At 53.2% G+C, this 25,130-nt stretch carries 18 protein-coding genes, 1 other RNA gene and 5 pseudogenes; 9 read left to right on the top strand and 15 right to left on the bottom strand.

Annotation, left to right across the window (positions count from 1 at the left end):
- Window positions 1-188 (top strand): hypothetical protein (locus ACPGUT_RS12450; RefSeq protein WP_423991845.1); only part of this gene is annotated, 188 nt, incomplete at its 5' end.
- A 312-nt stretch (window positions 189-500) separates the two neighbouring features.
- Here the strand turns inward: ACPGUT_RS12450 and ACPGUT_RS12445 are convergent.
- The 7 genes and pseudogenes from ACPGUT_RS12445 to ACPGUT_RS12415 all read right to left on the bottom strand — a co-directional run.
- The gene (locus ACPGUT_RS12445; RefSeq protein ID WP_423991849.1) at window positions 501-1,250 is read right to left on the bottom strand and encodes an RHS repeat domain-containing protein; all 750 of its coding nucleotides are present in this window, start codon (window positions 1,248-1,250) and stop codon (window positions 501-503) included.
- A gap of 86 nt (window positions 1,251-1,336) precedes the next feature.
- Complete coding sequence (locus ACPGUT_RS12440) at window positions 1,337-1,696, bottom strand: hypothetical protein (protein ID WP_423991843.1); 360 nt, start codon at window positions 1,694-1,696, stop codon at window positions 1,337-1,339.
- A gap of 1 nt (window position 1,697) precedes the next feature.
- Window positions 1,698-6,446, bottom strand: a complete 4,749-nt coding sequence (locus tag ACPGUT_RS12435) for a DUF6531 domain-containing protein (RefSeq protein WP_423991841.1) — start codon at window positions 6,444-6,446, stop codon at window positions 1,698-1,700.
- Between the two features lie 26 nt (window positions 6,447-6,472).
- Window positions 6,473-6,898 (bottom strand): DcrB-related protein, encoded by a 426-nt coding sequence (locus ACPGUT_RS12430; protein WP_423991839.1) that lies wholly within the window; start codon window positions 6,896-6,898, stop codon window positions 6,473-6,475.
- Window positions 6,899-9,067, bottom strand: coding sequence for a type VI secretion system Vgr family protein (locus tag ACPGUT_RS12425; RefSeq protein WP_423991837.1), 2,169 nt, complete (start codon window positions 9,065-9,067; stop codon window positions 6,899-6,901).
- Window positions 9,068-9,157: 90 nt separating this feature from the next.
- Window positions 9,158-9,673, bottom strand: a complete 516-nt coding sequence (locus ACPGUT_RS12420) for an Hcp family type VI secretion system effector (RefSeq protein WP_423991835.1) — start codon at window positions 9,671-9,673, stop codon at window positions 9,158-9,160.
- A 347-nt stretch (window positions 9,674-10,020) separates the two neighbouring features.
- Window positions 10,021-10,155, bottom strand: a pseudogene (locus ACPGUT_RS12415) (transposase); the annotation flags it as partial.
- 115 nt (window positions 10,156-10,270) lie between these two features.
- Here ACPGUT_RS12415 and ACPGUT_RS12410 point away from each other — a divergent pair.
- The 7 genes and pseudogenes from ACPGUT_RS12410 (at window position 10,271) to ACPGUT_RS12380 (ending at window position 19,286) form a co-directional block, all read left to right on the top strand.
- Window positions 10,271-10,576, top strand: a complete 306-nt coding sequence (locus tag ACPGUT_RS12410; RefSeq protein ID WP_423991833.1) for a hypothetical protein — start codon at window positions 10,271-10,273, stop codon at window positions 10,574-10,576.
- Window positions 10,542-10,817 (top strand): Mu transposase domain-containing protein, encoded by a 276-nt coding sequence (locus tag ACPGUT_RS12405; protein WP_423991831.1) that lies wholly within the window; start codon window positions 10,542-10,544, stop codon window positions 10,815-10,817. The genes ACPGUT_RS12410 and ACPGUT_RS12405 overlap by 35 nt, the downstream gene beginning before the upstream one ends.
- 18 nt (window positions 10,818-10,835) lie before the next feature.
- Window positions 10,836-11,512 (top strand): annotated as a pseudogene (locus tag ACPGUT_RS12400) (ATP-binding protein); the annotation flags it as partial.
- A gap of 155 nt (window positions 11,513-11,667) precedes the next feature.
- Window positions 11,668-12,341 (top strand): annotated as a pseudogene (locus tag ACPGUT_RS12395) (IS3 family transposase); the annotation flags it as partial.
- Between the two features lie 676 nt (window positions 12,342-13,017).
- Window positions 13,018-17,295, top strand: a complete 4,278-nt coding sequence (locus ACPGUT_RS12390; protein WP_423991829.1) for a Hint domain-containing protein — start codon at window positions 13,018-13,020, stop codon at window positions 17,293-17,295.
- A 765-nt stretch (window positions 17,296-18,060) separates the two neighbouring features.
- A pseudogene (locus ACPGUT_RS12385) lies at window positions 18,061-18,500 on the top strand (transposase); the annotation flags it as partial.
- Window positions 18,477-19,286 carry an FAD-binding oxidoreductase gene (locus ACPGUT_RS12380; protein ID WP_423991847.1) on the top strand — a complete coding sequence of 270 codons (810 nt, stop codon included), beginning with the start codon at window positions 18,477-18,479 and terminating at the stop codon, window positions 19,284-19,286. The pseudogene ACPGUT_RS12385 and the gene ACPGUT_RS12380, both read left to right, overlap by 24 nt.
- A gap of 365 nt (window positions 19,287-19,651) precedes the next feature.
- Here the strand turns inward: ACPGUT_RS12380 and ACPGUT_RS12375 are convergent.
- The 3 genes and pseudogenes from ACPGUT_RS12375 to rpmG form a co-directional block, all read right to left on the bottom strand.
- A pseudogene (locus ACPGUT_RS12375) lies at window positions 19,652-19,909 on the bottom strand (integrase core domain-containing protein); the annotation flags it as partial.
- Window positions 19,910-19,983: 74 nt separating this feature from the next.
- A complete protein-coding gene (locus tag ACPGUT_RS12370) occupies window positions 19,984-20,553 on the bottom strand; it encodes a GNAT family N-acetyltransferase (protein ID WP_423991827.1) in 570 nt (189 codons plus the stop codon).
- 118 nt (window positions 20,554-20,671) lie between these two features.
- The gene (gene rpmG, locus ACPGUT_RS12365) at window positions 20,672-20,839 is read right to left on the bottom strand and encodes a 50S ribosomal protein L33 (protein ID WP_008554190.1); all 168 of its coding nucleotides are present in this window, start codon (window positions 20,837-20,839) and stop codon (window positions 20,672-20,674) included.
- 143 nt (window positions 20,840-20,982) lie between these two features.
- Here rpmG and ACPGUT_RS12360 point away from each other — a divergent pair, with 143 nt between their 5' ends.
- Window positions 20,983-21,501 carry a GFA family protein gene (locus ACPGUT_RS12360; RefSeq protein ID WP_423991824.1) on the top strand — a complete coding sequence of 173 codons (519 nt, stop codon included), beginning with the start codon at window positions 20,983-20,985 and terminating at the stop codon, window positions 21,499-21,501.
- Between the two features lie 35 nt (window positions 21,502-21,536).
- Here the strand turns inward: ACPGUT_RS12360 and rnpB are convergent.
- The 5 genes from rnpB to gatC form a co-directional block, all read right to left on the bottom strand.
- An RNA gene (rnpB, locus tag ACPGUT_RS12355) (RNase P RNA component class A) lies at window positions 21,537-21,944 on the bottom strand.
- A gap of 11 nt (window positions 21,945-21,955) precedes the next feature.
- Entirely contained in the window at window positions 21,956-22,663 is a 708-nt protein-coding gene (locus tag ACPGUT_RS12350; RefSeq protein ID WP_423991822.1) for an N-acetylmuramoyl-L-alanine amidase, read from the bottom strand.
- Between the two features lie 2 nt (window positions 22,664-22,665).
- Window positions 22,666-23,379 carry a hypothetical protein gene (locus ACPGUT_RS12345; RefSeq protein WP_423991820.1) on the bottom strand — a complete coding sequence of 238 codons (714 nt, stop codon included), beginning with the start codon at window positions 23,377-23,379 and terminating at the stop codon, window positions 22,666-22,668.
- 38 nt (window positions 23,380-23,417) lie between these two features.
- Complete coding sequence (gene gatA, locus ACPGUT_RS12340) at window positions 23,418-24,905, bottom strand: Asp-tRNA(Asn)/Glu-tRNA(Gln) amidotransferase subunit GatA (protein WP_423991818.1); 1,488 nt, start codon at window positions 24,903-24,905, stop codon at window positions 23,418-23,420.
- Window positions 24,905-25,130 (bottom strand): Asp-tRNA(Asn)/Glu-tRNA(Gln) amidotransferase subunit GatC (gatC, locus tag ACPGUT_RS12335; protein ID WP_423991816.1); only part of this gene is annotated, 226 nt, incomplete at its 5' end. The genes gatA and gatC, both read right to left, overlap by 1 nt.

Raw genomic sequence — 25,130 nt, 5'->3', positions numbered from 1 at the left:
TCGCCCGCCTCATCAAACAGCTCACCGGGCGTGCCGAGATGGTCGGTGACGATATAGCTGAGGCTGCCGTTTACCTCTTGTGCGAGGGGGCGGAAGCTGCCGGGCTCAAAATGCCAGGTCGTGACTTCGGAGCGGCCATGCGCCACGCGCGTCTATTGTTTGGATACGGATCAGAAAAAGTCAGATAAACGGCTGTCTCCGTCGTCGTCTAGGATATCCAATAAAACACCATTTCGAAAGGCAATCGCTAAGGCATTAGTTGCAAGTTTTGCGGTGCATTCATGCGTTCTTCGGAATAATAATACAATGTTCACACCCACTTTTGCGATTTGCAAGTCAAAATCGTCCCCCCGCCCATTGCTCTTAGGGTTGGAGTACAGCCTAATTGGCAAGTCCCCAGAAACACCTGTGTCGCTCTTGAGCTCAGCTTCCAAAAACCTGTACAATTTTTCGGGCCTATTTGTGCGAAGCGTGTATTCATATCCCATCAAGAGTATCCGTTATGTTCCATGTGGTCGGCCGGATATCGTTGGATAATCGGCTGGGTTTTTGATTCCGATATGCGTTTCTTCAGCGATGCTAGAAGGTAATCCAGAATCATTCAATTCATTTGGACCGTGCGGTTGATGTCTTCCTGTCGATTTATGGATGTGAGCATTATTACCGCTCTTATACGGCGTCGTAGATTGGTTTCCGTATTTGTGAATAGCAACCTCAGAACCATCAGGATGAACCCAACGAGAATTTCTCTGGTTGTTGGGATTTGCAAGCGTATATCCATTGTCCCCAAGTATTTTTTCAACTTGAGTGACCGATTTCCCTTTGAGAGGCGGAAGCTTCGCCACATTCGGCGTTTTTGCAAACTGTCCTGTCTCTGAATCGTGCCAACGCTTTGACCCGGGATTGTATACCGGGCACCCAGCCAGCCCCAACGGGTCAATCCAACCGGTTGGATTGACCACATATCCATTCACCCGAATTCCACCTGCCAGACGAATGGGGTCACTGCTCAGGTAAGCGCCGCCGTCAGCGTCATAATACCGGAAGCGATTATAGCAGAAGCCGGTTTCCTCATCCTCAATCTGCCCCTGGAAACGCAGCAAACACGTCTGATACCCGGCATTATCATTCGCCGCCACCAGCCGCCGCGTGGCGAGTGTGTTGCCCCAGAGCGTGCCCTTGCGCGACCAGAGCACATCGCCCGCCTCATCAAACAGCTCACCGGGCGTGCCGAGATGGTCGGTGACGATATAGCTGAGGCTGCCGTTCAGTTCCTGCGCGAGGGGGCGGAAGCTGATTTCAGATGGATCAGCGTTATGCTAAAAAGCCCAGCAAATCACTCATAATCAAAAACGCCTATATATTCACACATTTTATCTATTGGTAAATCATTCGAAACGTCGCAATCATATAGCATCATCATTGAATGAAATTCCGAAACCCCTCTATCTTTTAAGTTTAAAATAAACTTACCCAGGAATGGTCGCACATCTTCCACATCAGGAAGGTTGCTCAATGTGATTGGATCATCAGAATGGATCGGGACAAAATCCTCTGAAGTGCCGGAAAACCGGATAGAATGATCTCTGAAGTAACCGCCTTCAAAAAGGTGGTCATGAAAGTCTTCAAACTCCCTGCTTTTTCCAACCCAAATAACAACGCGCCCATCTTTGGGATACACTGTTAGCTCTGTCATATCATAAACCCTTTAAGATGTTGCTCCAATCAGCATCAGTTGCTGAGTGGCTTAACGTATTTCTAATTCTATCCAAAGATGTCAATACTGCCTGCTTTCCGCCAAAGGCATCCGCATTGCTTAAGATACCAGAAACATCCGCGCTATACGCACCCGGGTGAGATGTATTGTGCAATATGCCTGGGGTTGCAGTTTGCCCAACCTTCCCCGGCAACCAGACGCCATTGTCTGCGCTATCAAGCGGGATTCCATGTTTTGCCAAAATTTGTCTGGCCCCTTTTGCGGACGGATCTGCTTTTTCAACGATATGGTGCGTTGCCGCCCATGCGTCTTTGGTAGGGCGCCTCACTCCAGCTTGGCGCAAACGATTCAGCATAGCGCGGTTGAGCTTTGATCCGTCGGATCCTGCTTTTGAAAACTTAGTGGCATCCTGCACCGACATGCCTGCTTCTCGCAACTCTCGATAGCGCTGCTTGCGTGCATCGCATACAGCCAAACCTAGTGGATCTACCCACCCTGCAGGCGCTTCAACATAGCTATTCGACCGCAAACCCCCGTTTATCCCCAGAGGGTCGCTGCTCAGGTAAGCACCACCATCCGCATCATAATACCGGAAGCGATTATAGCAGAGGCCCGTTTCCTCATCCTCAAGCTGCCCCTGGAAACGCAGCAGACACGTCTGATACCCGGCATTATCATTCGCCGCCACCAACCGCCGCGTGGCGAGTGTGTTGCCCCAGAGCGTGCCCTTGCGCGACCAGAGCACCTCGCCCGCCTCATCAAACAGCTCACCGGGCGTGCCGAGATGGTCGGTGACGATATAGCTGAGGCTGCCGTTTACCTCTTGTGCGAGGGGGCGGAAGCTGCCGGGCTCAAAATGCCAAGAGGTGGTTGTGGATGTGCCGTTGGCTGCAAGGCGGGTCTGTTGAGACAGCAGATTGCCATCCCAGAGATAGCTGACCGACACACCGGCATCGGGGCCAGCGGAGCAGCGTTTGGCGATCCGACGCCCAAAAGGATCATAGCTGTAATGCCAGACTTCGCCCCGGTCCGAGGCGGCGCGTTTCAGCTGATCCCGCAGCCCCCAGGCAAAGCGCCAGGTGACAGGCCGGAAGCCTTTGCGCGCGACACGTTTTGAGATGACACGCCCGTTCTGGTCATAGGCATAGGTCGTGTCTCCGCGCCCTTCAATCCGTCCACCGCTGGCGTATGAAAAGCGGCTTTCATCATAGTGATCCTGTTGAGGAGCATAAAGGGATTGTGCAGCCCCTGATCGGGTTTCCGCAACTGAGGCAATATTGCGGGCAGCTGTGTAGTTATATTGTTCTTCCTGCAACTCGCCCGGCAAGGCTGTCCGTCCGTAAGAAGCCTTCGTCACCTGAGCGTTTTCATTATAGCTGTAACGCGTTGTTCCCCAACGATGATCTGCGATCTCCGTCGGATTAAAGGCCCGGTCATAGCTGTAGCGGCGTTGTGTGCCAAAACCTCTGGCGCTGTTGCCGTATGTCAGATCCTCAAGCCAGCTGCGCGGATCACTTTTGTCGATCTGTGACGCACCGGCGTGGCGTCCGGCCAATTGTGTTTTAAGCTGCCCGGCCCGGTCCCATTCCTGCACCTGAGTGAAACCTGCAGCCGTTCCCCGCAGAACCTCACGCCCGGCCCGATCATATTCAAGGGCAAGCGGCGCGTTATTGCCAATGACGAGCGCCTCCAGACGGCCGCCAGGGCTATAGTTCCATGTGCTGCGTTGCCCGTTCAGTTCACGCGCAATCCGCGCCCCGGTATCAGGATCATATTCAGAGAGGATTTCAACACCATTGATCGCCTCAGATACCACACGGCCCAGCATGTCGCGATCATATGTGATACAGGCATCCTGGTTTTCAGCACTGATCAGGAAACCTTTATCGTCATAAGTGAACTCTGTGGTTTCACTTTGATCGCCCTGCGCCACCGATTCTTTCAGCAACTGCCCTTTTTCGCTGTACTCATAGAGGTGGTGCACATCCCCGGAAGCCTGTTTTTCAACCAGTTGATCCCGGACGTTATAGCGGAAACGGAACACCCGCCCGGAAAAATCCTCTTCGCGGATCAGGCGTCCGATCGCATCATAGGTATATGTCCAGGTCTCGCCACTCTCATTGGTGACCTGCGTCAGACGTGTATTCCGGTCATATCCAAAGCAGACCTTCCCCCCGAGAGGGTCCTCAATAGACTTCAGAAGATCAAAGGCACCATATTCATACGCTGTGCTTTGTTTTTCACCGTTGATATGCCGGACCAGAAGCCCTTCAGAGTTATATATATTTTCAATTCGGGCCTCATTCGGCAGCAATGCTGTGTGCAGCGCCCCTCTGGGGTTCTGTGGCCCGGGCATATAGCTATATTCCGCAGCCCCGCCTTCTCCGTCCTCTGATCGGATAAGACGCCCGTGCACATCATGTTTAAGCAGTACTTCGCGACCATCCGGGTCAATGACAGCTTCCAGCCGGTGATGATCATCATAACGATAGATGACTTCTGCTTTATCGCTGTCACGGATGCTGCGGCGCAGGTTCCCATTCTGGTCATAGCGATGCCGGGTCATGTTACCTGAAGGATCAACAGTAGTTGTCAGGTTCGCCCGGTCATCATAGGTATATTGCCAGGTCTCATCCGCCCCATTCTGAACGGTTTTGATCAGGCCGTATTCATTGTAGTCAATTTTTGAAACACTACCATCATGTGATGTGACCGCAATTATTTCACTATAATCGTTATAGCTATAGCAGGTTTCCCGCCCCTCCGGGTCAATATCCTTCAGGCGGTTTTTCAGCGCGTCCCATTCCGTTTCCCAGACGCGTCCCAACTGGTCGACCTGCTTGGTGATCAGCTGATCCTGATTGTAATAAAATACCTCAGTCGAACCATCATCATAAGTCAGAGTGTTACAGCGTTTTTCGTCATCATAATGAATGGTGCCACCGTAGTGTCCGGACACAGCGCGTGTTTCCACAACCCGCCCCAGATCATCCAGACGGTAGTTAACCACAGTCTCCTGACTGTCGCGCCACTGGATCATCCGTGCATGAGCGTCATACTCATAGAAAAACACCCCTGAGTGCAGGGCCCGAACCTCACTCAGGCATTTATCCTTATGTGCGGCAGTCAGCAGCGCTTCACCGGATAGAGATACGGATTTAAGCAGGCCCCGGTCACTTACCACCTGCAACTCATACCCGTCCGAATGGATAATGCGTGACAAACCATCCTTGCCATATTCAAAACGAATATGATTGCCGTTCCGGTCCCTGATTTCGGACAGAAAACGCTTGTTACCCCTCACCTCAGCAAAACTGTAAATCCACTGCTGAGCGTAATTCAAAATGCGCAGGACAGAGCTGCGCTGACCATAGAGATGGAAACGCCCGTTGGTCAGGTTGATGGCATTGACCTCATCCGTTTTCGCAGAAAAGCCAAGCGTGACCCCTTCATCAGTGATGTAATCAATGCTTTCGTCCTGAAGCGTCAGATGTGCGGACCAGTTGTCGGCCCAATTGCGGCCATAAAATCCGCCAAAACCTCCGGAGGAACGGTAGAAACGAGTTAACTCAAGCGGAATTGTTCCCGGAAGTACAATATCCGTGCGCACATCGATCATATCACCGGAAACAACATCAACCGGGTCATTCTTACAGGTCGAACAATCGCTGTCCCGGTTTTTGTTGGCGGTCGCTGTGTCCGCGTCTGCGGCGTCGCGGGATTTGTTATTCGGAGTGCCTGCCTCTGCATCTGCCGGTCGCCGCGGAGGTGCGTCGCCATCGCCCCCCCGGTTTCGCTTGCCACGCCCGCCACCGCGCGGGAAAGGAATGAAATTTGAAGCAACCCCGGCCCAACGCAGCCATTCCGGCACAGAATTTGTAATCGGCAAAGGCGGAGCGCCAGTTGCCATAGTAACGGCAATCGTTGTGCAGAACTCATTGATTTTACCGTCGCAGGTCGTGCGGTGACCGCCACGCGAAACTTGTTGATTGTTGGCGTAAACAGTTTCAGCACCCTCAGCCAGCATGGGAACGCCGGTTTCATGCGGGCCGCTGGGGTGATCAGAACATTGTATCGGATCGCCCCGCCGAGCGACGGGCTTCCCCTCAAAAAACACATTGGGCGAGCCGTTCAGGATCATCCCCTTGTTCGCACCATACTGCCCCATCGCACTCATGGCACCACCTACGAGTCCCCCAGCCGCAGCAGCAGCGGCAACCACAAGGAGTGCCGCACCGCCTGTCGCAATCACGGCGCAGGCAACCGCAGCCCCTACAACCGCGGCCGCGATGATCCCCCAGACCCCGAGGGATTTCTTTTCATGGGCGATTTTGTGGGTCATTGTCGCGGGCTGTTCGACATCCTTCCCAACCTTTTCCCAACCCAGAATGCTTTCTGCAAACCAGCTGCCCATCTTGGCACCAGCATATCCGGCAACCGCCCCCACTGCGGCCCCGACAGCAACCGGCACAGCAGCAGCGGCCCCGCCAACCGCCGCCGCCGTTGCTGCGCCACCATACATCAGCCCCTTCCCGAACGTATCGCTTTCCATTGTCTGCAATACAGCTTCACGGGTAGAAATATTCGGGTCTGACCAGGCCGCTGCAACATTGGACATATCCTGACCGTTCAGAGCAAAAGCTCCGGTCACTGCCCCCATGACACCTCCGCCACTACCTGCGCTATCAGCGCCGGAGGCAATTCCATTCAGGTTTGAAGCCGTTTGCATAACAGAAACTCTTTACAAAAACAGGTTTATGACCGGGCTTTGAAACTTTCCAGGATGCCCCGTGCATTGGAAATCTGACTTTCGGTAAATCCACCTGGCATCGTTGCAGTCAAGATCAATGAGCGGCTTTCGCTTTGTGGTAGAATTGCCATCAATTGATGCAATTCACCCTGCGGCGAAGTCCAAGTGTAATCCACCAGTACAGCCTCCTTCCCATCGATGGTGACAGTGCCGGACTTGTTCTCTGTAAAATCATTGAAATTTTCAGAAAGCTTATCCAGTTCCCTCCGGGCATATGCCGTAAAATCCATCCCCCAGGGTATATTGTCACGTGCAATGGTAATCGTGAAACCCGTACCAGCTGAGCCGGGCGATGAAAGGATATTGATCGACTGATCCGTCCAGTCTTCCGGGATCTCAATTTCCCCTTCATCAATATGATATGCTTTCATTTACTTGTCCTTGTTCAGATGAATGACCGGACCATCAAGGCTGATACCCTGTCCGTTCAGAGTGATCTTGCTTGGTCCGTGCTGAAGTTCGATCCGGTCTGGCAACAACACAATCTGACTGTTAACCACCCGCAGAGTGATCTGATCCGTTGCTTCATGCAGCTGCGTGCCCGGTCCGGCTTCCCCTCCGACAGCAGTGGTGTTGATCACTGTCGCTTTGGCTGCGCGGGTCAGAGCAATGGTTTCCGTCAGATTGCCGCTGTCGATATTCTTTGTCTCATCCCCGGTTTGCAGGGTCACAGTCCGGTTCCCCGCCTCAACCGTCAGAGTTTCATTGTCCTTAATTACTGTATTCATGTCTTTTTGCGCATGCATATACAGTTCCTGCTTGCCGCCTTCGTCTTCAAAGCGAAGCTCATTCGCGCCGGCGCCTTTATGTGTCGCAGATTTCAGAACCGTCTGAGTTTTCGCCCCTGGCAGATCCAGGCTGCCCTTGTTTTTGGCGTTATGCGTGCGCCCTACGATAATTGGCTGATCCGGATCTCCTTCCAGAAAAGAAACAATTACCTCATGGCCCACCCGTGGGATGATCACGCCGCCCATTCCGCCACCTGCCCAGGGTTGACTTGCGCGAATCCAACAACTCGAAAATTCATCCGTTTTGCTGCCGCGATCCCAGGGGAACTCTACCTTTACCCGACCATGTTCATCACAATAGATTTCCTCACCTTTAGGTCCGGCAACCGTGGCCATCTGTGTGCCTTCTACTTTGGGTTTATCAATGCGCGGCGGCCTGAAAGAACGTGTGGAAGGCATGGCCGATAGCTGGTTTTCATATCGGGTTTCAGCATCCCCCGCCTCGTCTTCCAGCACCCAGCCCTGTTCACCATGATGCCGTACAGAAGTGATCAGCCAGTTGCCATTCAGGTCCGGACGTGGATGCTCCAAAACAGGAAGAACACCACCTGCGAAAGCATTCCCAACATTTGTTTTCATACGGGCAGTACGGGCGTCTCGTCGCAGTTCTTCCATGCGATATTTCTTGAACCGCTCACCTGTTGCACCATCCTTAAAACGTGCCGGGTATTCGTACATCCGGTAGGCGTCCAATACACCGCTGTCTTCCGTCTTAAGTGCTCCGGTCGCCATCTTGGCTGCGGGGTTTTTGAAGGTGTAGTCATTCAGTTCAACCCCGCCAGGACGGATTTGTTCCCGAAAATGTAATTGCGAAATTACCAGATCATCAGACCGGCCGCCCGGCACAGGGTTATAGATCGGAGGACTGAGCGTTTCCGTCAGAGGATTCAGCTGGGTGGTATCCGTCATAACAAGCGTATGCTGCCCGCCATTCGTATGCTCAAAATAGTAGGCGATACCTTCTTCTGCCAGCAGTCGTGAGAAAAACTGATAGTTCAACTCGTTATACTGCACGCAGTACTCACGCATGGGTCGTGTATCCTCGAGTTGCCAGCGGTAATTCACGATACCGCATTCGCTCAGCAGGATTTCCGCGATATCCATGACATTAAGTTTCTGAAAAATCCGGCTGTCAGACCCGAAACGCATACGATGCAGCGAAGGGCGCAGCTTTAATCTGTAGAATGTAAAAGACTGACCACTGTCGCCCTGCTCAAACCCGGACACAACGCCATTGAAAAACCGGACATTCCCCAACTTGTCTTTCAGAACCAGGCTGGCAGGCTGATCTACGATCGAAGCAAAATCAATCGCCGCATCCCGGCTGGCAAGATTGATGTTAATTTCAAACAGGTCAGATATGCCTTCATATGCGTCAAAGGATACAACACGCAGAGCTCCAATCTCACCCTGATAAGCCGGACATACAAAAGCGAATTCAATCCATTTCCGGTCCTGTTCACCACCCGCCTGTGGTGCGGCTGACAGCAACCCCGCAAGAGGCATTCCGGATGTTACGGAAGATCCTGAGGCACCACCCAACGCACCGGTGAACGCGCTAACCGCCTGGGCGATTTCACCACCACCCGATTGTGCAGCAAGTGCTTGCACGGCAGGGGCCGCCTGTTGCAGCACGGTTGAACTGGCGAGTTTATCCGCCAGAACAGACTGAGCTTTCTTTTGGATCGTATCTCTCGCCATATCCTTAAGCTGAGAGCCGATTGCTTTTGCATCAGGCACAGAAACAGGCATGGTTGTCTCCCGACATAAATACTCTGAACTCGAAATCCCTCCCCCAGTACTGATCGGGGAAGGGGAAACTCTTTACCATACAAGACGGTCTTACGCCTGAATTGGCGCACGCCAGTCGTCGGAACCGGATGTGCCAGCCACAACATGTTCCCACATGATTTTGCGGTAAGTCATCTTGATGTCGACCAATTGTGTGTAGTCGGTGGTCGCGGGATCTTTGGCGTGCGGCATGGCGCAATTGATGTCCACGATCAGCGCTTCTTCCAGAGCGGTGGTGAAGAAATGTACCTGCTCAGAGGCTTGCGTGCGGTACCATTTCAACTCGACCTTGGTCAGAAGTTCGCCTGTTGTCAGAGCGTTATACATCAGTGGTACAGCTTTGTTCAGGGTGCAGGTGAAGGTAAACGGCTGGTGAATACGGGTGCCGGTTGGGTTGCCTGATTGTGGGTCACGCGGGGTGATTACGCCGTGGTTAAAGGCCTGAACCATGATCTCATCTTCATGGCCCGCCTGCCATTCATTGGTGATGGAATCAAAGGTTGTTGCGCCCTGAGAGATCAGGCCCTGGGTTTCCCCTTCGATGGTGAGATAGGCTGGCATTGGCATGAGGAATACTCCTGAAACTGGTTAATATATCGACGGCAAATCACCGTTCCCCTTAACCTGCTTCAGGGCGTTGAGCAGAAAAAAGCCCTTTTTTAACTTTTTTCAAAAATCACGAAAATCCAAGCAACCATCTGTCAATAAACATAAAAGTGCCAAATCCTCAAAATTAAACCGGGCGAAAATTCGCTCGATTTAGGGGGTGCGGGCGAAATCTCGCCCGATTAGATAGTTTGCACGCACTCGAATGCCGACATGATTCGCAATGTCTGTAACATCACTTTGCGACAAATGCGAAACTGAATATACTCGTCCAAATCCAAACATAGCATTCCTAGGCTCAGGACACATAACCAATAAATGACGATGGCGGCGAGAGCGATTGCCGAGCGGAAGACCTTGGGGCATCGGTCGTAGCGTGTTGCAACACGACGCCAGTCCTTGATTCTGCCGAACATGATCTCGATACGGTTGCGATGTTTGTATGTAAAACGCGGAGCAATATTGGGCCACAGAAGCGGCTGCATTTTGCAGTTGTAGCGGAGTAAAATTCCGCCAGTTTGTGTCCTTCATTTAGTCGGAGGGCGGGAGGTGTATTCTGTGGATATTTATCGTCGTGTGCGCCGTGCCTGTTTGAAGGACGGCATGTCAGCTCGAGAAGCGGCGCGTTATTTCAACAAGGATCGTAAGACGATCGCGAAGATGCTGCGCCATGGGCTGCCTCCTGGGTATCGCCGCTCAGAACCGCCACATCGTCCAACCCTTGATGCTTATGTTGGTGTCATCGATGAGCTACTGCGCGCCGACAAAGCCCTGATCAAAAAACAGCGTCACACATCGAAGCGCATTTTTGACGGACTTGGACGCGCGGATGGGACGACCAGTTGCCGAGTATGGAGCCTGTGATCATGTCAGCACGCGGGCCACATCGATCTCGATGATGCGTTACAAAGGCAATGATTCCTCGGTGCCGGTGGCCTATGCACACCATGACGTTCATGAGCGTCGGTTTGTGCATGAGGTGATCATTGGATGTGGCAACGGGATTATTGCGCGTCATAAACGATCTTACGCGTCAGCGAATATGATCTTTGACCCGATCCACTTCTTGCCGCTGCTTGAGCAAAAGGTCGCTGCCTTGGACTAGGGCGCCCCTTTGCAGCTTTGTGCTTCTGAGAACAAAGGTCACATCCACTATCTGGCCCGCCTGTGTGAAATGGAGCTGATCGACCGCGAACGGTGGATGATTGAACGGCGGGCTAAAGCGGCGAAGTTCCCAAGCACCAAGAGCCCCCTTCTCGCGCATGTTCACATGCGCTGCCGGGCAGTGGATGTGACGACATGGATCGCAGGGAGAATATCATCGCCCTAGGACCATCAGGCACGGGCAAAACACACATCGCTTTGGGGCTGGCTGCGTGTCAGAGAGGACTGAAGGTTCGCTTCACGACAGCAGCGGCATTGGTCCATGACCTGATTGAAGCCTAGGATGAGCGCAGATTGCAGCGTCTACAAAAGCAATTGACCAGCCAGCCCCTCTTGATCACCCCCTCTCATCGCTCGCAAGCAAACGACTGTCGGGCAACGGACGAGCTGGGCTTTGTGCCCCTCAGATAATCAGGCGCGGAATTGCTCTTTAAAGTCATATCCCAATGCTACAAACGTGGGTCCATCATCATTACCTCGAACCAGCCCTTCGATGAGTGGACAGAAGTCTTTGGCTCAGAGCGGCTGACCGGCGCGTTGCCGGATCGCTTGACCCACCACGTCCAAATTCTGGAAATGAACGGCGAAAGCTATCGACGCAACATAGCCGTAACAAACAACAGTAATCAAAGCTGAATAAAGATCAGAACAATGTTGGCCTTACAACCAGCATGCGCTTTGGCACGCGTTAGCTATATGACAAGCACTCGCGCCAAAGCGCAACACAACATCAAACGCAGTGGCTCCTTGTTGCGCCGCGATCTGGTCCCTTTTTACTCTGCGATTGACAGCGGCGGGAGAGTTTCGCTGCGGCTAGATACATTGTCGCACGGTAGATGAAGGATTTGGGCCTTGAGGGCGTTATGCGCGGCAAAAAGCCAAAGACAACAATCCCAGACAAGGCGCTGCTATACCCGTTGGATAAGGTGAATCGCCCATTCAATGCACCCGCGCCGAATGTACTCTGGGTGAGCGACTTCACCTAGGTCGTGACATGGCAGGGTTTTGTGTATGTAGCCTTCGTCATTGATGTCTCTGCACGCCGTATCGTTGGCTGGCGTATCAGCCGCACGGCGACCGCCGGGTTCGTCCTCGACGCTTTGAAAAGGCGGTGCATCAGCACCAACCTGGCTCTGGCCTGACGCACCATTCCGATCGCGGATCGCAATACTTGTCCATTCGCGACACTGAACGATTGGCGGAAGCTGAGATCGAACCGTTGGTTGGCAGTATCAGGGACTGTTACGACAATGCTCTGGCCGAAACGATCAATGGGCTGTTCAAGGCAGAAGTCATTCACCGGCGTGGCCCATGGCGCAACTTCGATGCTGTGGAATACGTAACATCGGAATGGGTCGATTGGTTCAACAATCGTCGACTGTTCGAACCCATCGGGAATATCCCGCCAGCCGAAGCAGGGACAAACTTCTATGCAGATCTGGAAAGATCAGACGTGGCCGCGTAACTAAGACAAATCAGCCTCTGGCAAACCCAGCACGGTTCAGAAATCCATGGTTGAGTTGACTTGCGGGTATACAGGTTAATGTGGATGTATTCGCCCACGAATATGCCATTGATGCAATATTGCATCATCATATTTTGTGTCACATCTTGTCGCAGTCGGTATTAAGATACCCACATTGTACGGCTATTATTCAACTTGTCGCAATAGTGAATCAAATCAAGGGGCATTGTTCACGTAAGGGTAACATTAACATTTTCGATGCATCCTGAGGGTGATGTTGGGCGTTTTTTTTGCCTAAAATTGATGCGCATCTATATAAAAACTAAAATTTAGATGGTAAGTATAGAGAGTGTTGATTTAACAAGGTGGAAGTGATTATGCGTGAAACACTCGTGATCTCATTCAATAAAACTACCCTTCTTCAGCCACTCTCTATGGTTCAAAAAAATAGGGGGTGCGGTGAAGGCTATCCTTCGTGGCGAGGTCAATTTATCTGGCAGGAGCACAGGATGAAGAGCACACCTTGATCTGTTGATTGCGCATAAACGCGTAATTTTCACACCCATTTAGTAGTATTGAGTTCGGCTTTCACACGACCCACCGATGCGTGGAGTGAGCAAAAACAAGTCCAGTGGATGTTCAAAACGTTGAGCGAATTAAGGAAGAAAGATTTAACATGTCATCTATAGATTTTGGCCGGACAACTGGTACCATCCGTAATGGTTTCGATGAAGTTAGCAACAGCAGCGATTCCTCGGTGCAGCTGTCAAACGGCAATATGGTGTATGTATGGCGTGACAATGGTCTCCGAGTGGGCGAGCTACCCGTGCAACAATCGTTGTTCATGCGTATTGTGCGCCCTGATGGCACATCAACTGGTGACATTAAAATAAACCAGTATGAAGGTTCACATACCGACTTTGACAATCCGCCCAATAATTTTGGCGGTGTATCCCTCACTGGCACTACCGAATTTGGGTACAACCGGGGCGCAGCGGTTTCGATCTCTGAATCTGCATCGGGTGGTATCAATGTCTTTTACCATTCTAAGGGGCAGGCATTTGCTGATGATCCCGCAAATGAACTGCGGGATGCGGTAACATTATACGCGCGAAGCTTTGATGCCGATGGCAACGCGACAGCGGCACAACCCAATGGTGGCAATGAAATTCGCCTCGAACCGACGGGCACTCTCGCCAACCCTGATGGAGCTGACGCAGGGGGCAGTACCCACACGCGGCTGTTGGATAACGGCAATACGCTAGTGACCTGGATCGAAAGAAATGAAGAGGATGTCCTGACATGGAAAACCATGGTTCTGGACGCAAACCTGAACACGGTCAGCCCAATAACAGAGCACTTCCCTGTCGGTGATGCTTTCGATCCTTCACAATCTCCGGCTCCGGCAATCGCTGAATTCGATCAGATGCGCAACATCGACTCAGAAGAGTTGAGTAATGGGAATATCCTTTTTACTGGCCAGGGGCGTTTCGTTGGGAATGGTTTTACAGGCGCTGACGATTACAATGAAGCAGAACTGTATTCCTGGGTTATTAATCCAAGCACCAATGATGTCGTAAGTGGCCCTACGCGGGTCTCGCCTGTTGAAGACTTCATTCACTACACCAGCGAATGGATGGATGTGGATCCGACAACAGGAAATCCGGTTTTATTTAGTTACATCAGCGGTGGCTTCACAAGACCTGTGGTTGTGTTTGAATTCGGGGCCGATGGTGCCCTTACGGGATCAAAGTCGATTGATGTGGATCCGGAAACACCTGCAGGCCTTAGTGGGACTGCCCGTGCGAGTGCCTTTGCGTACGATGGTGGTGGCAACCTCGTTCACATGTATGTCGTGAGCACCAATAGCCCCGGTACAACTGAGACTGTCGTTTCGAAGATATACCATACCGATGGAACCGTAACCGGGCCGACGGTGGAATATCAAACGACTGATGCCTTTGGTTTTGAACAAGCAAGTTTGTACATGAAGGAAGATGGGACCTTTCAGTATACTGCAACGGCTAATATCACCGCTGGTAACGGACAAAACCATTCCGAGCAATGGGGCGGGGCGTTTAATATTGCTGGGGCTACAGCACCCCCTCCGCCCAGCGATGGTATTGTTTCCGGGACAAGCGGTGCAGATGTTATTGATACATCGTACACGGGTGACCCTGACGGTGATAAGGTCGATAGCAATGACGCTGTAAATGGTCATTTCGGTGCGGCAGATGGGTCGAATGACGACTATATCCAAGCTGGCGGTGGGAACGACGAAGTCTATGCGGGCGCCGGCGCTGACCACGTGGAAGGCGGCTCTGGGCACGATGAAATTTATGGTGAGGGCGGGAACGACAATATTGACGGCGGCACCGGGAATGATGACATTGATGGTGGCACCGGGAACGACACGATCCTGGCCGGTGATGGCGATGACACCATCACAGGTGGCGCCGGCAATGACACGATGGAAGGCGGCCGTGGCGATGATACTTTCATCCTCGCGAACGGTTTTGGCACCGACACAATTGATGGTGACACCGGCCAGCAAAACAACGGTGGCGATGCAATTGACGCCTCTGCCATCACAGGTGATATCACCCTAGACCTAAGCCAAAACGGGGCGGCGGATCAAGAAAGCGGCACGCTGACCCGTGGCGGAAACGTTGCGACCTTTGAAGAAATTGAACGGATTACTCTGGGCAGCGGTGATGACACGGTCATCGGATCCAGCGGCAATGACACCAATATCAATCTTGGCACCGGTGCAGATACCTTCACCGGTGGAGCCGGGAATGACAGCGCAGATCTTGGCAGTGACAACGATACCGACACCATTGTTCTGAACAATGGCGACGGGAATGATACCTTTACAAGCTTCAGCGGTCCGACCTCTAATGGTGCTGGTGGTATTACGATCCCAACGGGCATTGACCAATTGGATGTTGGCGGTCTGACCAAGGACGGCACCAGCGGCACAGACCCGATTAATGTGACGGACATTGACCCTGCGGATGTGACTGTCTCAGGCAGCAACATCACTATCAATTTCCCGGATGGCACGACTGTCACCCTTGAAGTGCCAGACACCTCTGTCTTTACAGACCCCGATACCCGTGTCGCAGCGCTGGTGGCCATTGGTATTCCGCCTGCGCCTGCGGATGGTATCGTATCCGGTACCAGCGGTGATGATATCATTGATAAGAACTATGAGGGCGACCCTCATGGTGACAAAGTTGACAACAGTGATGCTGTAAACAATCATTTTGGTGCGAATGACGGATCAAATGACGACTATATTCAGGCCGGCGCCGGGAACGACACCATTAATTCAGCGAATGGTAACGACCATATCGAAGCTGGAACCGGAAATGATACGGTCAATGCCGGTAAGGGCAATGATAACGTCGATGGTGGCGCAGGCGATGATAACATTGACGGTGCTGGTGGTCACGATATCATTGATGGCGGCGCTGGTGATGATACGATCAAAGGCGGTGGCAGCAACGACACCCTGACCGGTGGTGATGGCGATGACAGCTTTATCTACACGAACAACTACAACCGCGACACGATCGTTGGTGGCGAAGGCGCGGAAGATAATGGCGGGGATGTTCTTGACGCCACGGGTATGACGGCCAATGCGACCCTTGATCTGCGCCATGATGGTGACGACATCGGGACTAACGCTGTCAATACAGGTGGTATCGATGACAATGAATCTGGTCGCCTATATCGCAGCAACACCCATCGGGTTGACTTTCAGGAAGTTGAAAAATTCCTACTGGGCAGCGGCGATGATCAGGTCTTTGGCTCTAATGCTGGCGACACAGTGCATACCGGCGACGGTGACGATACTGTGGACGCGGCCGACGGCAACGACCACATCACCACAGGCGGTGGCAATGACACCGTGGATCTGGGCGCAGGGGACGATACGGTTGTTATCTCTACCGGCACGAACGCTCTGACCGGCGGCACCGGCACTGATACGCTAGAGGTCGATGACAGCGCGACCGGTCCGATTGTTGTAAATGTTGATGACCTAGGTGACGGGACATCCGTGCTGGATGGTGGCACATCCACTCTGGATGGCATTGAAAACTTTGTTGGCCTAGACACAGGTGATACCGATAGTATCACCCTGACAACTCTGGTGACTGACCGGACGACGATCTCGGGTATTGATACCACCGCAGCCGTCGGGACTTATACGCCCGATGACGGAAGCGGGGCTATTGCGTTTGGTGGCCCAGGCGAGCCAACCCTTGCCAGCATCCTTGCCAATAGCGGCTCTAAAGGTTCTATCAGCATCACCGATGGGGATGAAAGCGGCACAATCGGGAACATCTCTTTCAGCGAGATGGAAACGATCAACTTCAACATTGACGCTGTTTGCGTTGCCCGCGGCTCTGGCATTATGACGGATATGGGCGAGGTTCTGGTTGAAGATCTCACCGAAGGGATGCACATTCTGACCATGGACAATGGCTATCAAGAATTGCGCTGGATCGGATCACGCACTGTGCCTGCGCAAGGGAAACTGGCCCCTGTGCGCGTGCGTGCTGGCACGCTTGGCGCGGATCGGGATCTGTATCTTTCACAGCAGCACCGCATCCTGTTGCAGGGCTACCAGGCAGAACTTCTCTTTGGTGAAGACGAGGTGCTCGTTCCTGCAAAGGCCCTCGTGAATGATTGCACAATCAGCATCCAATCGGGCGCGAAAGTTGAATATTACCACTTGATGTTCGATCAGCACGAAATCGTCTTCAGCAACGGAATGGCAACGGAAAGCTTCTTCCCAGGGGGAACTGCGATGTCCGCTCTGGAACATGCCGCCCAAGAGGAAGTTCTGTCTCTCTTCCCTGAGTTGGCAATGGATGTTGCAAGCTATGGCAGCACGGCCCGCCCGTCTGTCCCAACTTATGTCGGTACGATCATCGACCTCTGAGGGGTCTGTTGCATTAACTGTTTCAGGCCCCATAAAGGTCTGTTTTCTATGATTATACATTCATTTGAACAGGTCTTTTACGAATCTCATTTCACCACTGACCTGAGCCCCAAGTTTCCTCCAGCTTTGCGCGGAGCTCTTGGGGTTAAATCGTTGGCGTTAAGCCGCCATCTTGTCCATTGTCTTTCTCTGCAAAAATTCCAACGGTGTAAGGTTGCCCAATGCTGAATGTGGTCCGTTGCCCGGCAGGACATGCTTGCATATGTTCGAGAGGGGGCGCTGGTTTGGACCATAAGGCAATGCCATTGGTTTTCTTGTACCCAAGGCTCGCTTCCCCCCCTGCGGCGCACCTGAAGCTTTTCATCGATATAAATGGCCCCACCTTCCCGCGCGATCATCACGTGGACACGACCGCAACCAAACCATCGCCGTTCTCGCGAAACCCGTTTGGTTGCATCTTGCAGTTCGGCATCATCACCATGACGCGGCAGATACCGCACAGTTGATCTATCGATCTGCAAAACATCACACGCCCGCCGCTGAATGACTTGATGGGTTTCCATCAGATGCGCCACAGCTTTCCGCTTTCCAACGGGCGTCACCATTTTTTTGAATTGATGTCTCCCAACATTGCATTGTCGAGCATCTGTTCTGCCAACAGCTTCTTCAGCTTGCCGTTCTTACCTTCTAGGCTCAGGACCCATTAATTCTCTTGAGGTTATGTTTAGGCTATGGTTCACCGCCCCCACTGGTTTGGGCGTGATAATAAACAATTTGTACTGGTTAAGCGACGATCAAATGGCCCGACTTCGGCCGTATTTTCCAAAGACTCGAGGGAAAGCTCGGATTGATGATAAGCGTGTTGTGAGTGGGATTATATTCATCAATCGCAATGGGTTAAGGTGGTGGGCGCACCTGCTGAATATGGGCATCCATAGACGCTATACAATCGCTGGAAGCGCCTCCTCTCACACATTCTACGAATATGTTGCCGGGCAGCGGGAGCGATCTTGGTGTCTTCGTTCGGATTATGAATGGTTTGGCTGCCGAAGCACCCGGCAACAATACTATTGCTATGGATGCCACTTATCCACTGTCCGGCAGTGGTTTGCCAGCAAACCAAGGGTGGCATGAATACCAACTTGCATGCGGTAACCGGCACTGCCGGACGGCCAATACGGATTGTCATTACGGCGGCATCACTGAAACTGTTCCCTCGACCAACCAGTTATTGCACCTCTGTCATGGCTGTTGAGTCTCCGCAGACAGCGTTGGAACTGTTGCAACAGGCGCGAAAAATCGCAGGCGATGCGATTTCGGCCTTTGAACTGATCCAGGGGAGCGGCTTTGAATTTCTATCCGAAACGATGCCAGACCTGCACCAACCGTTTGAGGACAGTCCGGATTGGTCAGTTCTGATCGACCTTGGTCTTGGGGACACCCAGAATGGCGAAGACATGCTGATGGAATTGTTCGAATTCGGTCTGGAGGCCGGATTGGTGCCTGACGGGTTGATCGCGCAATCCGAAACGCAACGCAACGATTTCTGGAATGCACGCGAACATATCCCCGAGGCCAACCGCCTGATCGGAGCGATAGCCAGCCATTACGTTTCCCTCCCACTTGGAAATATACCACATTTTGTCGAAAACACGATCAGCGAACTCCAGGGCCTTGCGCCGCTGCGCATCAATTTCTTCGGCCATCTTGGCGATGGAAATCTACACTTCAACGTCTTTCCGCCTAAGGGTGAGGTCCGTGACGCGTATATGGGTTTGAAGCCGCAGATAGATGAGTTGGTTTATGATGCGATTCACAAGCTACAGGGATCGCTCAGTGCGGAACACGGCATCGGAAGAATAAAGGTGAATGCGCTTGAGAAATACACGGACCCAGCCAAGTTTGCAGCATTAAAGGCGATTAAAAACGCACTTGATCCAAGGGGCATTATGAATCCCGGAGTCGTTCTTGATAACTACATCGAACTGTGAAAGTCGCCGACTTCATTAAGTGCAACGTCGTGATCAAATAGCCCTTTGATTGGCCTGGGTCATGCAAGGTTGGCTCTTGGCTATATGCGCTTGCATTTTCCAAAGTTCACTTTCAAATTTTCCCCATAATAAGTCACCCCATAACGCTATATCTAGCATACACGGGGGCGATTGTAGCTATGATGGCGAAGCGCAAAAGCGGGCGATGGTGCTATAGGTTCCATACCCCACATCCGACTTTCCGGAAGCAAGGTCAGGATGTGGGCATGCTTTGGATTGTTAAGGCAGATGCTGCGCCGGACATCGACACTTTTATTGTGATCGCTGTCCGATGTCAGCACCTGTGGGACAGAATTGAGATTTAGCTAGGTGTTCAGTCCCGGCATCTGGAGGATCCGGTTCAGAAGTCCCGATTTTGCGAATGTATCCGTACGCCGTTAGATCGCTGAGTGTCTTGAAACGGTGCGCACCATTGTAGGCATCTAGGAAATCGCCGAGATGCATGCGGAGTTGGTCATGGCTGTCGTAGTGACCGCGTTTGACAACCGCATCCTTGATTGTTCGGTTCATGCGCTCGACCTGACCATTTTTCCAAGGGTGATTTGGCTGGTCAGGCGATGCTCCTAAGTCTCGCGCTTGCGCCAATTGGCTACCGCTTTGACATTGACCCCAAGTTCCCGGCCCGACGTCACTCACTTCACAATTGCATCTGCACCGCAGGAAAGCGGATGCCCGGGGCAAGGGGCAATTCAACCGCGCCAACCCGACGAAATCCGATCGCCTGATAGAACCCTTCGGCATTCAACGTGGACAGGCAGTCAAAGCGGGTGATGCCCTCCTGTGCTGCCTGATCCAGTGTGTGGCGCAACAGGGCACGCCCGATGCCGCGCCCCTGATGGGCGTGATGGGCCACCACATGGCGGATATGTGCGGTGCCTGGAAGGGATTTGCGCCCGCCAGGGGCCTCGATGCTATAGCCCCCGGCCCCAAGCAATTGCCCGCCTTCACTTTCGGCCAAGAAATACCGGCCAGAACGCAGCAAGCGCATATTCGCACCTGCGATCTTTGGCATAGCAAGGGCCAGAACCGATGGCGCATAATCCGCGGCCAGCATTTTTGGGTAGCTTTGCGACAACAGCCGATCCACCGCGTCATAGTCCCGCTTTCGGGCGACACGCAGGGTAATCATCTGACCACTGGCCGTCTGCACGCGGGTGGCGCGTGGCAGGATGGCTGTGAAGGCGTTCAGGTCTGATAAATGCTGCATGGTCTTCTCCGGCGGGGTTCAGCTATGGGCTGTTGAGGGGGCGCGGGAGGGTCCAAAAAGAAAAACCGCGCTTCCCGATGGGGTTGCGCGGCTTTTGCTGTGTCTTATATCGAAGGGCTTACTTGATTTTGCCTTCTTTATATTCAACATGCTTGCGCACAACCGGGTCGTATTTGCGTACGACCATCTTTTCGGTCATCGTACGGGCATTTTTCTTCGTCACGTAAAAGTGGCCTGTGCCCGCGGACGAGTTTAGACGGATCTTAATTGTGGTCGGCTTCGCCATGGGTCTTCTCCAGTCAACGGGGCGGCAGGAAACAGAATCCACCCGCCCGTGAAATTCTTGAAGCCTGCTTTTAGCGCGCCTGGGCCCCAAGTCAACCACTTCAGGCCCGGAATCCGCATCATTCGTGAAATTCACGTAAAAATATGCTATGTTATCCCCTGGTAACACGTGCGGAGGGTGCAATGGAACATCAGGAAGGCGGCTGTCTTTGTGGCCAGTGCAGGTATCTTGTTACGGCCCCACCCCTTCGGGTCACAACCTGTCACTGCCGATTCTGTCAGCAGACCACCGGCAGTGGTTATATGATCGAACCGATTTTCACCCATGACAGTTTTTCCCTGATCCGGGGCACACCAAAAACCTGGAGCCAACTGTCCGAAGGATCGGGTAAACATCTTTGGCTGCATTTCTGCTCTGACTGCGGCGGGCGTCTGTATCTGACCTTTGAAAGGTTTGATCAGATCGTCGGTGTCTTTGCGGGTAGTTTTGATCAGCCAGACTGGTTTGACATCACGCCGGAAAATTCAAAGCATATCTATCTGTCTGAGGCCCGGCGTGGCACGATCATCCCGCCTCAGATCGAAACCTACGCCCGCCATGTCACCGATCGTGAAGGCATTCCCCGCCCGGCGACTATCTTTGATCAGCCGCGCCGGCTTTGAGGTACAAAGCCCGCCTGATGGCAGAAAATGGTAAAGTGCGTGGATGGCCTGTAAGCCGGATTTTGTCCCGGGGTTGCCCCCATAGATGATCATTCTTCTCTGCCCGCTGTCACCAACGCGCTATAGCTGCCAACCCGAACCTGCTGGGAAGAAGCATTCCCGCAGCTTGCGCTGCTCGCGGTCCCTATTTGGCATTGCTCCCGGTGGGGCTTGCCGTGCCATTCCTGTTGCCAGGATTGCGGTGGGCTCTTACTCCACCGTTTCACCCTTACCACCGATAGTTTCGGTTGCCCGACCCGTGCAGTGGCGGTTTCTTTTCTGTGGCGCTTTCCCTCAGGTTACCCTGGCCAGGCGTTACCTGGCACCGTTGCTTTCTGGAGTCCGGACTTTCCTCGCGGCCCGCCCATTGCTGAACAAGGCCCCGCGACCATCCGGCCATCCACGCAGGGGTCACTTAGGCTTGTTCTGTCTCGGGGTCAACGGGGAAGCCTGCAGCAAGTGCAGCCATCACGGCGATATCGCCTGCCTGAAGTGGTCCTTCTGCCCCCGGACGAAAACGCAGACGAAACGCATTCAAAAGATCATCAGCGTTCGCATCAGACGGATAACCAAAGCGCGCAGCCAAAGCGGTGAAATCACCATCCTCATACTGGGCCTCTGAAAGATCAGGCCAGACAGACAGGTTCAGGCGCGCAAGACGTTGCCAGTCGAAACGCTGGCCCGGATCAGATTTCCGGCCAGGCGCCATGTCGCTGTGACCAATGACCCGTTCAGGGGCAATCTTGTGACGATCCAGAATGCCTGCCAACAGGCTTTCCAGCGCAACCATCTGCACATCCGGGAACGGATGAAAGCCCGTATTGGCAAGTTCTATCCCGATGGAATGGGAATTCACGTCTGTCACGCACCCCCAAGATCCGCGCCCGGCATGCCAGGCACGATGCCTTTCATCCACCAGCTGATGGATTTCACCGTTTTCAGAGATCAGATAATGGGCCGAAACTTCGAATTCGGGATCACACAAACGATCTGCAGCGGCATCGCAGCTTTCCATCGCTGTGTAGTGAAGCACAACCATATCCGGCTGTGCCCCGTTTTTTCGTTCACCGAAATTAGGAGAACACCAACGCTTGCTTACACCCGATGGGCACGCAGTCCGCACGATCAGTTTCCTGATGTGGCCTGACGTACATTGCGGAACGGTGTCGGATCCCAGTGACAGGCGAAACCATCACCATCCGGGTCAATCCCGGTGCGGTCACGTTCAGGCCCGCCGGAACGCAGGAAGGCTTCCTGTGCCTGATCCGAAGATCCGAATTTCGCGCAGTTGCGTTCAAAGCGGTTCCCGGCCAGAAGATTTGTCCGATTGTAAAGCGAGGTGCCGACGGCGTTGTTGGTCGACAGGGCGAATTCAACGATATTTGGGCCGGAACTGCCGGTGCGGGTGGGCACAGCTGTTGGCTGAACAACAACATAGTTCGCACGGTTGGCTGCAATACGTTCCGCATCGCTTTCAATCGTTTCACGGCCGCTGACGGCTGTGAAATCCTGTTCGTCAGAGATGCCGGAATTGTTCGGATCCCCAATAACGCGCGGGGTGTCGCCCGTTGCAGTTTCACCGCCAACAGCGGCCCCTGCAGTTTGCAAGATCTCTTCCGTTGACAACGGAGTGTTGCCAGTCGTTGTCGGACGTTCGGTGGATATACGTGGCGGCAGAGTTTCCCCGCGCAGTTCAGCTTCACGACGCTGGCGATCCGCCTCATAGTCGGCATAATTACCAAAGCCAACACCAGACTGACTGTCAGGTGCCGTGCTTGTGCAGCCCGCAATCAGGCCAAAAGCACATAAAGCCATAGTCGCTGTTTTATTCAACCGCATGTCACGTATATCCTGTTCTCACTGTTGATCAGCCGGTTTTACCACCATTTACCCGGCTTGGAAACAAAGCCAGCGGCCTGTTCCAGTACAGCGGCGGAATTCAGCAGATCGCCTTCTTCCCACGGACGACCAATCAATTGCAATCCAAGCGGAAGCCCTTGTTTGTCAAGGCCCGCAGGCACAGCAACGCCCGGAAGACCCGCCATGTTCACTGTGACCGTAAAGACATCATTGAGGTACATTTGCACGGGATCAGCGTTCTTCATCTCACCCAGACCGAAGGCCGCAGATGGCGTCGCAGGGGTCAGGATCGCATCGACACCGGCGTTAAACACGTTCTCGAAATCCTGTTTGATCAGGGTGCGAACACGGCGCGCGCGGTTGTAATAGGCGTCATAGAAACCAGCAGACAACACGTAAGTGCCGATCATCACACGACGTTGGACTTCGGATCCGAACCCTTCGGCACGGGTCTTTTCGTACATGTCGTCAATCGCATCACCCACGCCCAAAGTCGCACGGTGGCCGTAACGCACACCATCATAACGCGCGAGGTTGGAAGACGCTTCCGCAGGCGCAACCACGTAATAAGCCGGCAGAGCGTATTTTGTGTGCGGCAGGGAAATGTCAACGATTTCAGCGCCCGCGTCTTTCATCATCGCGCGGCCATCGGCCCAAAGCGCTTCGATTTCGGCAGGCATGCCATCCATGTGATATTCTTTTGGAATACCGATTTTCTTGCCGCGGATGTCACCGGTGATCGCCGCTTCAAAATCAGGCACAGCCAGATCGGCGCTTGTGCTGTCTTTGGGATCATGACCGCACATCGCCTGCAACATAATCGCAGAATCGCGCACGGTTTTGGTCATTGGACCGGCTTGATCAAGGCTGGAGGCAAAGGCCACAACGCCCCAACGGGAACACCGACCATAGGTTGGCTTGATGCCGGTAATACCGGTGAAAGCCGCAGGTTGACGGATGGAACCACCGGTATCAGTACCGGTCGCCGCCAAACACAGATCCGCGGCAACAGCAGAAGCGGACCCACCGGAAGAACCGCCAGGCGTCAGTTTCGCATCAGAGCCTTCACGGCGCCAAGGGTTCACAACATCGCCGTAAACGGAGGTCTCATTAGACGACCCCATAGCGAATTCATCCATGTTCAACTTGCCAAGCATCACAGCACCCGCGTCAAACAACTGGCTGGTGATGGTGCTTTCGTATTCTGGCTTAAAGCCTTCCAAAATGCGCGAAGCCGCTTGGCTTGGCACGCCTTTGGTGCAGAACAAGTCTTTGATCCCCAAAGGAATACCGCACATGTCAGGCGCGTCACCGGCTTTGATACGTGCATCCGCAGCGGCGGCCTGTTCACGTGCAATATCGGCAGTGCCATGCACAAAAGCGTTCAGCGCGGATGCGCCGTCGATTTCTGTCAGGCAGGCTTCGGTAATTTCAGCAGATGTGAAATCGCCCTTGCGCATGCCGTCACGCGCATCAGCGATGGTCAGTTTGTTCAGCTCAGTCATTATTCAACCACCTTAGGCACAGCAAAGAACCCTTCACGCGCATCGGGCGCATTTTTCAAAACAGCCTGCTGCTGATTGCCGTCGGTCACACCGTCAACGCGACGTTTCAAACGCTGCGGCGTCACAGAGGTCATCGGTTCAACACCTTCAACGTCAACTTCGTTCAGCTCTTCGATAAAGCCGAGGATCGCGTTAAATTCCTGCGCCAGTGCAGGCAGTGCGTCA

The sequence above is a fragment of the Halocynthiibacter sp. genome, assembly GCF_049608145.1.
Classification (GTDB): domain Bacteria; phylum Pseudomonadota; class Alphaproteobacteria; order Rhodobacterales; family Rhodobacteraceae; genus Halocynthiibacter.
Note: the sequence above shows the minus strand (reverse complement) of the source record. Positions and strands in the feature narration are given on the sequence as shown.